Source organism: Martinezella sp. CNPSo 3795, assembly GCF_057784475.1.
On record NZ_JBXSOQ010000003.1, the window covers coordinates 440,329 to 452,858 of the forward strand.

11 protein-coding genes are annotated in these 12,530 nt (G+C 61.7%); 8 read left to right on the forward strand and 3 right to left on the reverse strand.

The features are described 5' to 3' along the window. Positions 1 to 233: 233 nt before the first annotated feature. The 8 genes from AC13QY_RS11770 to AC13QY_RS11805 are packed head-to-tail and all read left to right on the forward strand — an operon-like array spanning position 234 to position 9,374. Complete coding sequence (locus tag AC13QY_RS11770) at positions 234 to 2,552, forward strand: bifunctional salicylyl-CoA 5-hydroxylase/oxidoreductase (protein WP_488493464.1); 2,319 nt, start codon at positions 234 to 236, stop codon at positions 2,550 to 2,552. A gap of 7 nt (positions 2,553 to 2,559) precedes the next feature. After that, on the forward strand, positions 2,560 to 3,339 hold the full coding sequence (locus tag AC13QY_RS11775; RefSeq protein ID WP_488493465.1) for an SDR family NAD(P)-dependent oxidoreductase: 780 nt from the start codon (positions 2,560 to 2,562) through the stop codon (positions 3,337 to 3,339). Between the two features lie 3 nt (positions 3,340 to 3,342). Next, positions 3,343 to 4,194: an enoyl-CoA hydratase family protein gene (locus AC13QY_RS11780; protein WP_488493466.1), complete on the forward strand. Its 852-nt coding sequence runs from the start codon at positions 3,343 to 3,345 to the stop codon at positions 4,192 to 4,194. Between the two features lie 4 nt (positions 4,195 to 4,198). Further along, on the forward strand, positions 4,199 to 5,380 hold the full coding sequence (locus tag AC13QY_RS11785) for an acyl-CoA dehydrogenase family protein (protein ID WP_488493467.1): 1,182 nt from the start codon (positions 4,199 to 4,201) through the stop codon (positions 5,378 to 5,380). A 14-nt stretch (positions 5,381 to 5,394) separates the two neighbouring features. Further along, the gene (locus AC13QY_RS11790) at positions 5,395 to 6,576 is read left to right on the forward strand and encodes an acyl-CoA dehydrogenase (protein ID WP_113395554.1); all 1,182 of its coding nucleotides are present in this window, start codon (positions 5,395 to 5,397) and stop codon (positions 6,574 to 6,576) included. Between the two features lie 8 nt (positions 6,577 to 6,584). Then, a complete protein-coding gene (locus AC13QY_RS11795; protein ID WP_269245074.1) occupies positions 6,585 to 7,016 on the forward strand; it encodes an acyl-CoA thioesterase in 432 nt (143 codons plus the stop codon). Continuing rightward, positions 6,994 to 7,389, forward strand: a complete 396-nt coding sequence (locus AC13QY_RS11800) for a RidA family protein (protein WP_069611780.1) — start codon at positions 6,994 to 6,996, stop codon at positions 7,387 to 7,389. Before AC13QY_RS11795 ends, AC13QY_RS11800 begins: the two co-directional genes overlap by 23 nt. A gap of 17 nt (positions 7,390 to 7,406) precedes the next feature. After that, a complete protein-coding gene (locus AC13QY_RS11805) occupies positions 7,407 to 9,374 on the forward strand; it encodes a 3-hydroxyacyl-CoA dehydrogenase NAD-binding domain-containing protein (protein ID WP_269245073.1) in 1,968 nt (655 codons plus the stop codon). A 20-nt stretch (positions 9,375 to 9,394) separates the two neighbouring features. On the opposite strand, the gene AC13QY_RS11810 is transcribed toward AC13QY_RS11805, so the two are convergent. The 3 genes from AC13QY_RS11810 to AC13QY_RS11820 form a co-directional block, all read right to left on the reverse strand. Continuing rightward, the gene (locus tag AC13QY_RS11810; protein WP_113330311.1) at positions 9,395 to 10,606 is read right to left on the reverse strand and encodes an adenylate/guanylate cyclase domain-containing protein; all 1,212 of its coding nucleotides are present in this window, start codon (positions 10,604 to 10,606) and stop codon (positions 9,395 to 9,397) included. 155 nt (positions 10,607 to 10,761) lie between these two features. Next, positions 10,762 to 11,664, reverse strand: coding sequence for an SDR family oxidoreductase (locus AC13QY_RS11815; protein WP_269245072.1), 903 nt, complete (start codon positions 11,662 to 11,664; stop codon positions 10,762 to 10,764). An 88-nt stretch (positions 11,665 to 11,752) separates the two neighbouring features. Then, positions 11,753 to 12,493 carry an SDR family oxidoreductase gene (locus tag AC13QY_RS11820; RefSeq protein ID WP_269245071.1) on the reverse strand — a complete coding sequence of 247 codons (741 nt, stop codon included), beginning with the start codon at positions 12,491 to 12,493 and terminating at the stop codon, positions 11,753 to 11,755. Between the last annotated feature and the right edge of the window lie 37 nt (positions 12,494 to 12,530).

The window sequence follows — 12,530 nt, forward strand, 5'->3', positions numbered from 1 at the left end:
GCATTGCTAAAAAAGATCGCACCGAAGGCTGCAATGTTCAAGCAAGAAATTTTAAGCCTAAAATATTTTTGGCTCCTGATTGATTCAAAAAGGCTATTTTCGATTTTCCTGCTATTATGAGCGCCTACAGGCTGCATATTGGAGCAGGAAAAGCCTTGACGAATGGCTCCAACAAGATATTTTAAACTTAAATTATTTTGAGGTCGGCTCCAGCCGAATAAGGAGGAAAAGCGATGCGCATCGTCTGTATCGGCGGCGGCCCCGCAGGGCTCTACTTCGCGCTTCTAATGAAGAAGCTCCATCCTGAACACTCCATCCGCGTCGTCGAGCGCAACCGTCCCTATGACACCTTCGGCTGGGGCGTCGTCTTCTCCGACGCAACCATGGTTTCGATGCGGGAATGGGATCCGGAAAGTGCTGCCGAGATCGAGGATGCCTTCAACCATTGGGACGATATCGAAGTCCTGTTCAAGGACACCCGCCAGCGCACCTCCGGCCACGGCTTTGTCGGCATCGGGCGAAAGAAGCTGCTCAATATTCTGCAGCGCCGCTGCGAAGCGCTCGGAGTCGAGCTGATCTTCGAAACGGAGGTCAACTCCGATCTCGACTATCCCGATGCCGATCTGATCATCGGCTCGGACGGCCTCAATTCCAAGATCCGCAATCATTATCCGGAAGTCTTCCAGCCTGACATGATCACCCGGCCGAACCGCTATATCTGGCTCGGCACCAACAAGCTTTTCGACGCCTTCACCTTCGATTTCCGCCGCACCGATCACGGCTGGTTCCAGGCGCATATCTACAAGTTTGACGACAAGACCTCGACCTTCATCGTTGAGACGACGGAAGAGGCCTACCTCGCCCACGGCCTCGACAAGATGGACCAGGACGGCTCCATCGCCTTCTGCGAAAACCTATTCTCCGAAGTGCTCGAAGGCGCTTCGCTGATGACCAATGCCCGCCATATCCGCGGCTCGGCCTGGCTGAATTTCAACCGCCTGATCTGCGGCAAGTGGAGCCATTTCAACGGCAATTCTCATGTCGTGTTGATGGGCGATGCCGCCCACACCGCGCATTTCGCCATCGGCTCCGGCACGAAGCTCGCCATCGACGATGCCATCGAGCTAACCCGGCAGTTCCAGATTCATGGGCACGGCAAAGACAAGATGCCGGCCGTCCTCGAAACCTACGAGGAAATCCGCCGCGTCGATGTCGCCCGCATTCAGAACGCCGCGCGCAATGCGATGGAATGGTTCGAAGTCGTCGGCCGCCGCTATGCCGATACGCTCGAGCCGCCGCAGTTCATGTATTCGATGCTGACTCGCTCGCAGCGCATCAGCCACGAAAATCTCCGGCTGCGCGACAAGACCTGGCTCGAAGGCTATGAGCGCTGGTTCGCTGAAAAATCCGGCCTCGACGTCGGCAACGATCGCTGCCTGCCGCCGATGTTCACGCCCTACCGGCTGCGCGATGTCCAGCTCGTCAACCGCATCGTCATGTCGCCGATGGCCATGTATTCGGCTGAAGACGGCGTGATGAACGATTTCCACATCGTCCATCTCGGCTCTCGCGCGCTTGGAGGCGCGGGGCTGATCTTCGCGGAAATGACCTGCGTGACACCGGACGCCCGCATCACCCCCGGCTGCCTCGGTCTCTGGAATAACGAGCAGGTGGCGCAGTGGAAGCGCCTCGTCGATTTCGTGCACACGAACAGCGCCGCCAAAGTCGGCATCCAGCTCGGCCACGCCGGCCGCAAGGGCGCGACGAAGCTTGCCTGGGAAGGCATCGACCAGCCGCTCCCCGAAGGCGACTGGCCGCTGATCTCGGCATCAGCAATCCCCTACCTCAAGAACAGCCAAGTGCCGAAGGCCATGGATCGCGCCGATATGGAGCGCGTCAAGGCCGACTTCATCCGCTCGACCGAGCTCGCCATTGAGACAGGCGCGGACTGGCTGGAACTGCATTGCGCGCATGGCTATCTGCTCTCGAGCTTCCTGTCGCCGCTCACCAATCTGCGCGACGACGAATATGGCGGCAGCCATGAGAATCGCGCTCGCTATCCCCTGGAGGTCTTTAGGGCAATGCGCGCCATCTGGCCGGCGGACAAGCCGATCTCCGTTCGTCTCTCCTGCCACGACTGGACTGACGGAGGCAACACGCCGGAAGATGCGGCTATCTTTGCCCGCATGTTCAAGGAGGCCGGCGCTGACCTCATTGACTGCTCTTCGGGCCAGGTGTCGAAGCAGGAAAAGCCCGTCTATGGCCGCCTGTTCCAGACACCCTTCTCCGACAAGATCCGCAACGAGATCGGCATCCCGACGATCGCCGTCGGCGCGATCTCGGAAGCTGACCACGCCAATTCGATCATCGCCGCCGGCCGCGCCGATCTCTGCGCCATCGCCCGCCCGCATCTGGCCGATCCGGCCTGGGCACTGCATGAAGCTGCCAAGATCGGCCTGACTTCCATTCCCTGGCCGAAGCAATATCTTTCCGGCAAGACGCAGTATGAAACCAACCTTGCCCGTGCGGCCACGGCAGCACCGGCGAAATGAGGATGAAATGACGACTTCGGGCAAACTCGCCGGCCGTCACGCACTTGTCACCGGGGCCGGCAGTGGCATCGGTGCAGCGATCGCCAAGGCGCTTGCCGCCGAGGGCGCGCACGTCAGCCTCGCGGGTCGCCGCCGCGAGCCGCTGCAAGCGGTTGCCGCCGAAATCGGTGCCCAGACTCTCGTGGTCGATGGCTTCGATGTCACCAGCCCTGAAGCCGTCTCCCAGGGCCTTGCCAAGGCGCGTGAGAAGTTCGGCTCCGTCGATATCCTCGTCAACAATGCCGGTGAGGCACCGAGCGCAGCCTTCGAGAAGACGAGCCTTGAGGCCTGGAATCACGTTCTCTCGGTCGATCTCACAGGCGTTTTCGTGGTGACGCAGGCTGCCCTTCCCGATCTGAAGGCTTACGGTCCCGGCGCGCGTATCATCAACATCGCCTCGACGGCTGGCTTGAAGGGATATGGGTACGTCTCGGCTTACGTTGCCGCCAAACATGGAGTCGTCGGCCTGACCCGCTCGCTGGCGCTGGAGCTGGCAAGGACCGGCATCACGGTCAATGCCGTCTGCCCCGGCTTTACCGATACACCGATCATCCAGCGCTCGATCGAGACGATTGTCGCCAGGACCGGGCGTACAGCAGAACAGGCGCTTGGCGAATTCACGAAATCCAATCCGCAGGGCCGGCTGATCAAACCGGAAGAGATCGCAGATACCGTGCTGTGGCTGGCCTCGCCGGCTGCCGCATCGATCAATGGACAGGCAATCGCGGTTGCCGGTGGGGAGATTTGAGGGATGAGCGATCTAGATATGACGATGAAGGGACACCTGAAGCCCTTCAAGGATTATAAGCCTGATCATTTCCTCTGGGATGTCAGCGAAGACGGCCGTGTCGCCACCATCCGCCTGAACCGTCCGGAACGTAAGAACCCGCTGACCTTTGACAGCTATGCCGAACTGCGCGATCTGTTCCGCGATCTCGTTTACGCATCGGATATCCGCGCCATCGTGCTGACGGGCGCGGGTGGCAATTTCTCCTCCGGCGGCGATGTCTTCGAGATCATCGAGCCGCTGACGCGCATGGCGATGCCCGAGCTTCTGGCCTTCACACGCATGACCGGCGATCTCGTCAAGGCGATGCGCAAATGCCCGCAACCGATCATCTCGGCGGTGGACGGCATTTGCGCCGGCGCCGGCGCCATCCTTGCCATGGCCTCTGACCTGAGGCTGGCAACGCCCGAAGCCAAGACTGCCTTCCTCTTCACCCGCGTCGGCCTTGCCGGCGCGGACATGGGCGCCTGCGGCATCCTGCCCCGCATCATCGGCCAGGGCCGCGCCGCCGAGCTTCTCTTTACCGGCCGCTCGATGACATCTGCGGAAGGACAGGCCTGGGGCTTCTATAACAGCCTGCACGCCAGCGCCGAGCTCGAAAACGAAGCGCTCAAACTCGCCCGCTCGCTGGCCGACGGCCCATGGTTCGCGCACGGCATGACCAAGACCATGCTGAACCAGGAATGGGCGATGGGCATTGACGAAATGATCGAATCCGAAGCGCAGGCGCAGGCGATCTGTATGGCGACGCAAGATTTCCGCCGCGCTTTCGAAGCCTTCGCGGCCAAGCGCCGGCCTGAATTCCAGGGGGATTGAGCTGATGTCCACGGCAAGCAGCCTCCCCGGCCCGACCCGCGATCATCTGGATTGGCCCTTCTTCGAGGAGCGCCATCACCGTTTTGCCGCCGAGGTCGACGCCTTCGCGAGGTCGGGCATCATGGCTTCCATCGATCACGCCGATGTCGACGACGCATGCCGCACGCTGGTCAAGGCGCTGGGCGAAGCCGGGCTTCTAGCTGCCGCGACAGGCGCGTCCGATAGCGAACCGCTGATCGATTCCCGCATGGTCTGCCTCGCCCGCGAAACGCTCGCCTGGCATGATGGCCTTGCCGATTTCGCCTTTGCCATGCAGGGGCTCGGCACCGGCGCCATCGGCCTTTCCGGCTCGCACGAATTGCGCTCGACCGTCCTGCCCAAGGTGCGCTCCGGCGAATGGCTCGCCGCCTTCGCGCTGTCGGAAAAGGACGCCGGCTCCGATGTAGCCGCGATGAGCTGCGCTGCCCGCCCCGATGGCGATCACTATGTCCTCGACGGCGAGAAGACCTGGATTTCCAATGGCGGCATTGCCGACGTTTACACCGTCTTCGCGCGCACCGGCGAAGCGCCGGGAACCCGAGGCATCTCGGCCTTCGTCGTCTTTGCCGACGATCCCGGCTTCTCGATTGCCGAGCGCATCGAAGTGATCGCGCCGCATCCACTGGCGACGATCCGCTTCGACAATTGCCGCATTCCCGCATCGCGCCGCCTCGGCGCGTCAGGCGAAGGCTTCAAGATCGCCATGCGCACGCTCGATATCTTCCGCGCCTCGGTCGCCGCTGCCGGCCTCGGCTTTGCCCGTCGCGCGCTCGATGAATCGCTTGCCCATGCGCGGTCACGTCCGATGTTCGGCGCGGCGTTGGCCGACCTTCAGTTGACGCAGGCCGCCCTCGGCGATATGGCGACCGGCATCGACGCGGCGGCACTGCTCACCTACCGGGCGGCCTGGCGCCGCGACGTACAGCGCTTGCCGACGACGCGCGAAGCCGCCATGGCCAAGATGACTGCGACGGAAACCGCGCAAAATGTCATCGACCGCGCCGTCCAGCTTTTTGGCGGGCGCGGCGTGAAATCGGGCGAGATAACGGAAAAACTCTATCGGGAGATCCGCGCGCTTCGCATCTATGAAGGTGCAACAGAAGTTCAGAAACTCATCGTCGCGCGCGAACTTTTGAAGACCAATTAATGGGAGATACCAGCATGAGCCGCGAGATTTTCGACTGGGCCGACCCGTTCCGGCTGACGGAACAGCTGAGCGATGACGAAAGGATGGTGCTGGATACCGCGCATTCCTACGCGCAGGAAAAGCTCGCGCCCCGCGTCCTCGAAGCCTTCCGCCATGAAAAGACCGATCCGGCGATCTTCCGCGAAATGGGCGAGCTCGGCCTGCTTGGCCCGACGATTTCTCCCGAATATGGCGGCGCCGGCCTCAGCTATGTCGCCTACGGCCTGATTGCTCGCGAGGTCGAGCGCGTCGACAGCGGCTACCGCTCGATGATGAGCGTGCAGTCCTCGCTCGTCATGGTGCCGATCGAGACCTTTGGTTCGGAAGCGCAGAAGCAGAAATACCTGCCGAAGCTGGCGGCCGGCGAATGGATCGGCTGCTTCGGCCTCACCGAGCCGAACCATGGCTCCGATCCGGGCTCGATGGTCACACGCGCAAAGAAGGTCGATGGCGGCTATAGCCTGACCGGCGCCAAGACCTGGATTTCCAACGCGCCGATCGCCGATGTCTTCGTCGTCTGGGCGAAGACCGAGGACGGTCTTATCCGCGGCTTCATCCTCGAAAAGGGCTGGAAGGGCCTGTCAGCCCCCGCGATCCACGGCAAGGTGGGCCTGCGCGCCTCCATAACGGGCGAAGTCGTCATGGATAATGTCTTCGTGCCCGAGGAAAACCTGATGCCGAATGTATCCGGCCTCAAGGGTCCCTTCACCTGCCTCAATTCAGCACGCTTCGGCATCGCCTGGGGTGCGCTCGGCGCCGCCGAGGATTGCTATGCTAGGGCACGCCAATATGTACTCGACCGCAAACAGTTCGGCCGCCCCCTTGCTGCCAACCAGCTGATCCAGAAGAAGCTTGCCGACATGGTGACTGAGATCACGCTCGGCCTGCAGGGCTGCCTGCGTCTCGGCCGCATGAAGGAAGAAGGCCATCCGCCGGTCGAGCTGACCTCCATCCTCAAGCGCAACAGCTGCGGCAAGGCGCTGGATATCGCCCGCGCTGCCCGCGACATGCTGGGGGGTAACGGCATTTCGGATGAGTTCGGCATTGCGCGCCATCTCGTCAACCTCGAAGTGGTCAACACCTATGAGGGCACGCACGACATCCACGCCCTCATTCTCGGCCGCGCCATCACCGGCATCGCCGCCTTTTCGAACTGAGGCCCGCCTTGGCATTCAAGATCACCAGACCTCTGCGCTTCGGAGATTGCGATCCCTCCGGGATCGCCTATTTCCCATCCTATCTGAACATCCTTGTCGGGGTGCTGGAAGACTATTTCGCCTCGATCAGCTTCTCCTGGCGAAAGTTGATCGACGACCGCCGCATCGGTGTCCCCACCGTGCGGCTCGATCTGACCTTCATCAAGCCGGGCCTGCAGGGTGACGATCTCGAATTCGTCCTTGCAGTCCGTGGTGTCGGCCGTTCCTCGCTCGATCTCGAACACCAGGTTTCGGCAAACGGCCATGTGCTGTGGACGGCCAAGCACCGCGTCGTCGCCACCTCGCTCGATACGCATAAATCCATTGAATGGCCGGATGATCTCCGCGCCGCGCTGACCTCTCATCTGGAGACGACCGATGCACACCATCCTGCAACCTGAAGGCTGGGCCAAGCCGATCGGCTATGCCAATGGCATGGCGGCGACGGGCCGCATGGTGTTCGTCGGCGGCCAGGTCGGCTGGAATGCCGCCTGCGAATTCGAAAGCGACGATTTCGTCGAGCAGGTGCGCCAGACGCTGAAGAATGTCGTTGCAATTCTTGCAGAAGGCGGCGCCGAGCCGAAGCACATCACCTCGATGACCTGGTATTTCACCGACAAGCAGGAATATCTCGGCAACCTGAAGGGGATCGGTCAGGCCTATCGCGAGATCATCGGGCGCCATTTTCCAGCCATGGCGGCCGTGCAAGTCGTCGCCCTTGTCGAAGATCGTGCCAAGATCGAGATCCAGGCAACGGCAGTCATTCCGGAATAATATAGGCGGTCAAGATCATGTCGGCATTGCGCTTTTCGGACACCATCTCGGCGGCGCTGACCGACGGGATTCTCGTCGTCACCATAGACAATGCGCCCGTCAACGCGCTCTCTGCCGATGTCCGGGTCGGCCTGATGGCTGCATTCGACCATGCGGAGAAGGATGGCAATATTGCCGGCATCGTGCTCACCGGTGCGGGCAACAGCTTCATCGGCGGCGCCGATATCAAGGAATTCGGCAAGCCGCCGGTCGAGCCGCACCTACCTGATGTCATCGCCCGCATCGAAACCGTTGCCAAACCCGTTGTCGCCGCGATCAATGGCGTGGCCCTCGGCGGCGGGCTGGAAGTGGCGCTCGCCTGCCATCACCGCCTTGCCGCGCCGACCGCGAAGCTCGGCCTGCCGGAAGTCAAGCTCGGCATTATACCCGGCGCCGGCGGCACGCAGCGCCTGCCGCGGCTCACCGGCATCGCCGCCGCCATCGATATGATCGCCAATGCACGCATCGTCTCCGCCGCCGAAGCGCTCAAGCTCGGTATCGTGGACGGCATGGCCAAAGGTGAATTGATCGCCGAAGCTATCACCGACGCCAAGACGGCCGACGCCGCATCGTTACGCCGCACGGGATCGCTGACCGTTCCTCCGGAAGCTACAGATGTGATCGATAAGGCGGCATCGGACGCATTGCGGAAGGCGCGCGGTCAGCGCGCACCGGTCGAAGCCATTCGCGTCGTGCGCCTAGCGGCGACCGTGTCTTTATCCAAAGGGCTGGCCGAGGAACGCCGCACTTTTATTGCGCTTCGCGATAGCGAAGAGGCCACGGCGTTGCGGCATGTCTTCTTCGCGGAACGCGCCGCCGGCAAGGTCGAGGGACTGGAGGGCGTCGCTGCTCGCAAGATCGAAACCATCGGCATCGTCGGCACAGGCCTGATGGGTTCGGGCATCGCGGTCTCCGCTCTCAACGGCGGCTACCGCGTCATCGGCGTCGAGCAAAATGCCGAAGCGGCTGACAAAGGGCGCGAGCGCATCGCCGGCCTACTCGACAAGGCCGTGCAATCCGGTCGCCTCGATACAGCTGGCCGCGAAGATCGCCTCAGCCGGCTGACCGTGACGGCGGAGATTCAAGAGCTCGCAAAAGCCGATATGGTCATCGAAGCTATTTTCGATGATCTCGCCGTCAAGACCGAGCTCTTCCAACGCCTTGATGGCATCGTCCGCGCCGATGCAATCCTTGCGACCAATACCAGCTATCTCGATCCCGATGTGATCGCTTCGGCCACTAAGCTGCCCAAGCGCGTCGTGGGACTGCACTTCTTCTCGCCCGCCCATATCATGCGGCTCCTCGAAGTCGTGCACTGCAAGCAGACGGCGCCTGACGTGCTGGCGACAGCCCTTGCCCTGGCAAAGCGGCTCGGCAAACTGCCTGTCGTATCGGGCGTCACCGAAGGCTTCATCGGCAACCGCATCTTTTCCGCCTATCGCCGCGAAGCGGAATACATGGTCGAGGATGGCGCGTCGCCGCAGGAGATCGACGCAGCACTGGAAGCCTACGGCTTTCCGATGGGGCCCTTTGCTGTGTTCGATATGGCAGGTTTGGAAATCGCCTGGGCGCGCCGCAAGCGGCAGGCCGCAACACGCGATCCCTCGGAACGCTACGTCGTCATCGCCGACCGGCTCTGCGAAGCCGGCCGCTTCGGCCAGAAGACGGGCCGCGGCTGGTATGCCTATCCCGACGGCAAACGGACTGTTGATCCTGAGGTAGCGGTCATGATCGAAGCCGCTCGCGCCGAAAAAGGCATTGTACCTAGGAGCTTCACCGCGGAAGAGATCGTCGGGCGCCTGCTGAAAGCCATGGCCACCGAAGGCGAGGCGTTGCTTGCGGAAGGCATCGCTGCCCGCGCCAGCGATATCGATCTCGTGATGATCAACGGCTATGGCTTCCCTGCAAGCAAGGGCGGCCCGATGTTTGCGGCCGGCCGCCGCTGAAAGCCGTCACCGCGGAGGGGTCAGGCCGCCGAAGAGAGCAGCGTGAACAATTCCTGCGGCCGCTTGACGCCACGCAGTGCATAACGGCCGACGGAAACGAGATCGTTGCTTTGCTGGCCTGCCAGCGCCTCGACGAAATTCGACGACATGAGGATGTTACGGTCAGCCGATCGGCACATCGAAGCGATACGGCTGACTTCGTTGACGGCCGGCCCGATGACCGTGAAGTCCAGCCGGTCCATGCTGCCTATATTGCCATAGAACACGTCCCCGATATGCAAGCCGAGATAAACGTCCGTGACCGGCCGGCCTTCGATCTGCCGCTGCGAATTGAGGTCACGCAGCCGCTGGCGCAGCAGCGATTCCGCCATCAGCGCGGCGGTGCAGGCGTCAGCGGAATTGCGAGCCTTGAAGATCGCCAGCGTGCCGTCGCCGATCAGCTTCAGCACGTTGCCGCCCGCCTCATGGATCGAGGAGATGACCGCATCGGCATAGGCATTCAGCATCGGGATGATTTCATCCGGCTCGGCCGTATCGGAGATGCGCGTGTAGTTGGCGAGATCGGAAAACCACAGTGCCGCCGAAATCCGCTCCGTCTTGCCTCGGGTGATCTTGCCTTCAAGCACATGCCGGGCGGCGTCTTCGCCGAGATAGACCTCGGCAATGGTACGGGCGATGCGGCTCATGCCGGTGCATTTGATGGCGAGAGCAAGCGCCGGCGTCAGCTTGCGCAGCACGCGCAAATCCTCTTCCGGAAATCCCATTTCGGCGGCGGTGGCGAAGTTGGAATAGAAGCAATCCATTTCGCCGATCGTGCCGCCCTCTTCGAAGCGGTGGATCATGGCGATGTAATCGGTGTGACCATCGGCCAGCAGCGTGTCGAGCCCGTAGAAATCGGTCGGATCACCGAAGCCGATACGTCGGCGCACCTCGTCTCCGCCTGTCGTCAGCATATGATAGAAGGCGGAACGCTGCCAATTCTCGGAGGCGATCCCCTGTTGCGTCGGGCCATATTCGAACTCGCGCTCGATGATCTGATTGCCATCCCAGCGGAAGGCGCGGCCCTCATAGACCGGATGCAGCGTATCCATCAGCGCCATGGCCCGATCGATGTTGAGACCATGCTGACGGCACTGCTCGCAGAAACCCGAGAGGATATCGACTTCCGTCATTCCCTTGAGACCGGCTTGCATGAGCCAGCTGGCAATTTCGCCAATGTCCTTCGCGTCCATGGATATCTCCCGACCCTCTGAAGGATTCGCTTTAGTACGAAACTCTAAGGCTTGGAATGCTGTACAACGCAAAATAGCCCCGATGCACGCAACAGATCGCCGCTTCTGTGGCACAGAAGCGGCGATTTGACACGTTCCAAGGATGATTGCGGGCCTTAGGCCTTTGCATGCGGCTTCAGCAGGTCTTCCAGACCGATGCGCCGGAAAAGCTCCGCGCGAACCCGATCGGCAACACCATTGACGATCTCAGCACCATCCTCTGAAGGATCTATATGGGTACGGAACGGCCGCGTTCCAAACGGCATGTCGACAATATCAACGATTGCCGTCGCCACCGAAGCCGCATCGGCATCCGCCGGTTCCAGCGAGGCTAGACCCTTCAGCGCCTGATCGGGAACGCCGGCATAAGGACCATTGTCATATTCCGCAGCGCGAGCCTTGTCTGCCGGCGAACCGGAATGGGCAAAATGGTTGGTGCCCTTCGTAAAAGCGCCTGGCACGATGATGGCGGTCTCGATGCCCCAGCGTGTCAGCTCCGACGCGTAGGAAACCGCAAGCGAATCCATCGCCGCCTTGGCTGCGAAGTAGGGCGAGAGATAGGGCGGCGTGCCGCCGCGCGTGCTGGACGAGGAGACCCAAACGACCAGTCCTTTTCCTTGCCTGCGCATATGAGGCAGCACGGCTCGATTGACCCGCTGGGTGCTGAGCACGTTGATGTCATAGAGCTCGGCAAACTGCTCGGGCGTGAAGGCTTCCGCCGGGCCGAAGGACATATGGCCGGCATTGTGTATGATGGTGTCGATGCGGCCCTGCTCGGCGATAACAGCGGCAATGCCGGCTTCCACTGAAGCATCGGAGGCGACATCCAGTTCAACGGTCCTGAGATCGACGCCGTTCTCCGAAGCGAATGCCGCAGCTGCTTCGACCTGCGGCGCATTGCGCCCCTTGGTTTCGCGGATGCCGGCATAGACAGTATGGCCTGCCTTGGCGAGAGCGCGTGCTGTCAGAGCCCCGAAGCCGCTCGATGCGCCAGTGATTACGATGACTTGCTTGCTCATGGTCCTGTTCCTTTGCTGAATTGGCTTTAGCTGACGATTGATTGAGAGAGGGAGGCAGGCGGCAGGCATTGCCTGCCGCCTGATTGGCTCAGATCATGCCGCCATTGGCGCGCAGCGTCTGACCGTTGATCCAGCCGCCATCCGGGCCGACGAGGAAGGAAACAGCGGCGGCGATATCCTGCGGCGTGCCGAGGCGCTCCAGCGGGTTCATCTTGGCCATGCGGTCGATCAGCTCGTCGCTCTTGCCGTTCAAAAAGAGATCCGTCGCCGTCGGGCCGGGCGCGACCGCATTGACCGTGATCGAGCGCCCGCGCAGTTCCTTCGCCATAATGCCGGTCAAAAGCTCGACGCCGGCCTTGCTTGCGGCATAGACGCCGTAGGTTTCGAGCTTTAGGCCGACGATGCTGGTCGAGAAATTGACGATGCGGCCGCCGTCACGCAGGCGCTTGCCGGCTTCGCGCAACGTATTGAATGTGCCCTTGAGGTTGATAGCGATATGACGGTCGAAATGGGCGTCGTCCGCATCGGCGATCTTCGCAAGCTGCATGATGCCGGCATTGTTGACGAGGACATCGACACCACCGAAGGCAGCTTCGGCTGCGTCGAACATGCGGCGCACAGCTTCGGCATCGGAGACATCGGCTTTCGCGGTCAGCGCCTTGCCACCCTTTTCCTCGATCTTGCGGGCCAGTTCCTCGGCTGCCACCTCGCTGCCGGAATAGTTGATGACGACGGTGAAGCCATCCTCGGCCAGACGCTCGGCGATCGCGGCGCCGATACCGCGCGATGCGCCTGTCACGATCGCTACCTTATTAGAATTGCTGCTCATTTTCCTCATCCTTCGTTGCTTTGCGCCGCAGCGCGTT

Bases quoted from the DNA above. Each gene is read 5' to 3' on its own strand.
- AC13QY_RS11815 (WP_269245072.1), bottom strand. From the start codon at position 11,664: ATGAGCAAGCAAGTCATCGTAATCACTGGCGCATCGAGCGGCTTCGGG.
- AC13QY_RS11780 (WP_488493466.1), top strand. From the start codon at position 3,343: ATGAGCGATCTAGATATGACGATGAAGGGACACCTGAAGCCCTTCAAG.
- AC13QY_RS11785 (WP_488493467.1), top strand. From the start codon at position 4,199: ATGTCCACGGCAAGCAGCCTCCCCGGCCCGACCCGCGATCATCTGGAT.
- AC13QY_RS11800 (WP_069611780.1), top strand. From the start codon at position 6,994: ATGCACACCATCCTGCAACCTGAAGGCTGGGCCAAGCCGATCGGCTAT.
- AC13QY_RS11790 (WP_113395554.1), top strand. From the start codon at position 5,395: ATGAGCCGCGAGATTTTCGACTGGGCCGACCCGTTCCGGCTGACGGAA.
- AC13QY_RS11810 (WP_113330311.1), bottom strand. From the start codon at position 10,606: ATGGACGCGAAGGACATTGGCGAAATTGCCAGCTGGCTCATGCAAGCC.
- AC13QY_RS11770 (WP_488493464.1), top strand. From the start codon at position 234: ATGCGCATCGTCTGTATCGGCGGCGGCCCCGCAGGGCTCTACTTCGCG.
- AC13QY_RS11805 (WP_269245073.1), top strand. From the start codon at position 7,407: ATGTCGGCATTGCGCTTTTCGGACACCATCTCGGCGGCGCTGACCGAC.
- AC13QY_RS11820 (WP_269245071.1), bottom strand. From the start codon at position 12,493: ATGAGCAGCAATTCTAATAAGGTAGCGATCGTGACAGGCGCATCGCGC.
- AC13QY_RS11775 (WP_488493465.1), top strand. From the start codon at position 2,560: ATGACGACTTCGGGCAAACTCGCCGGCCGTCACGCACTTGTCACCGGG.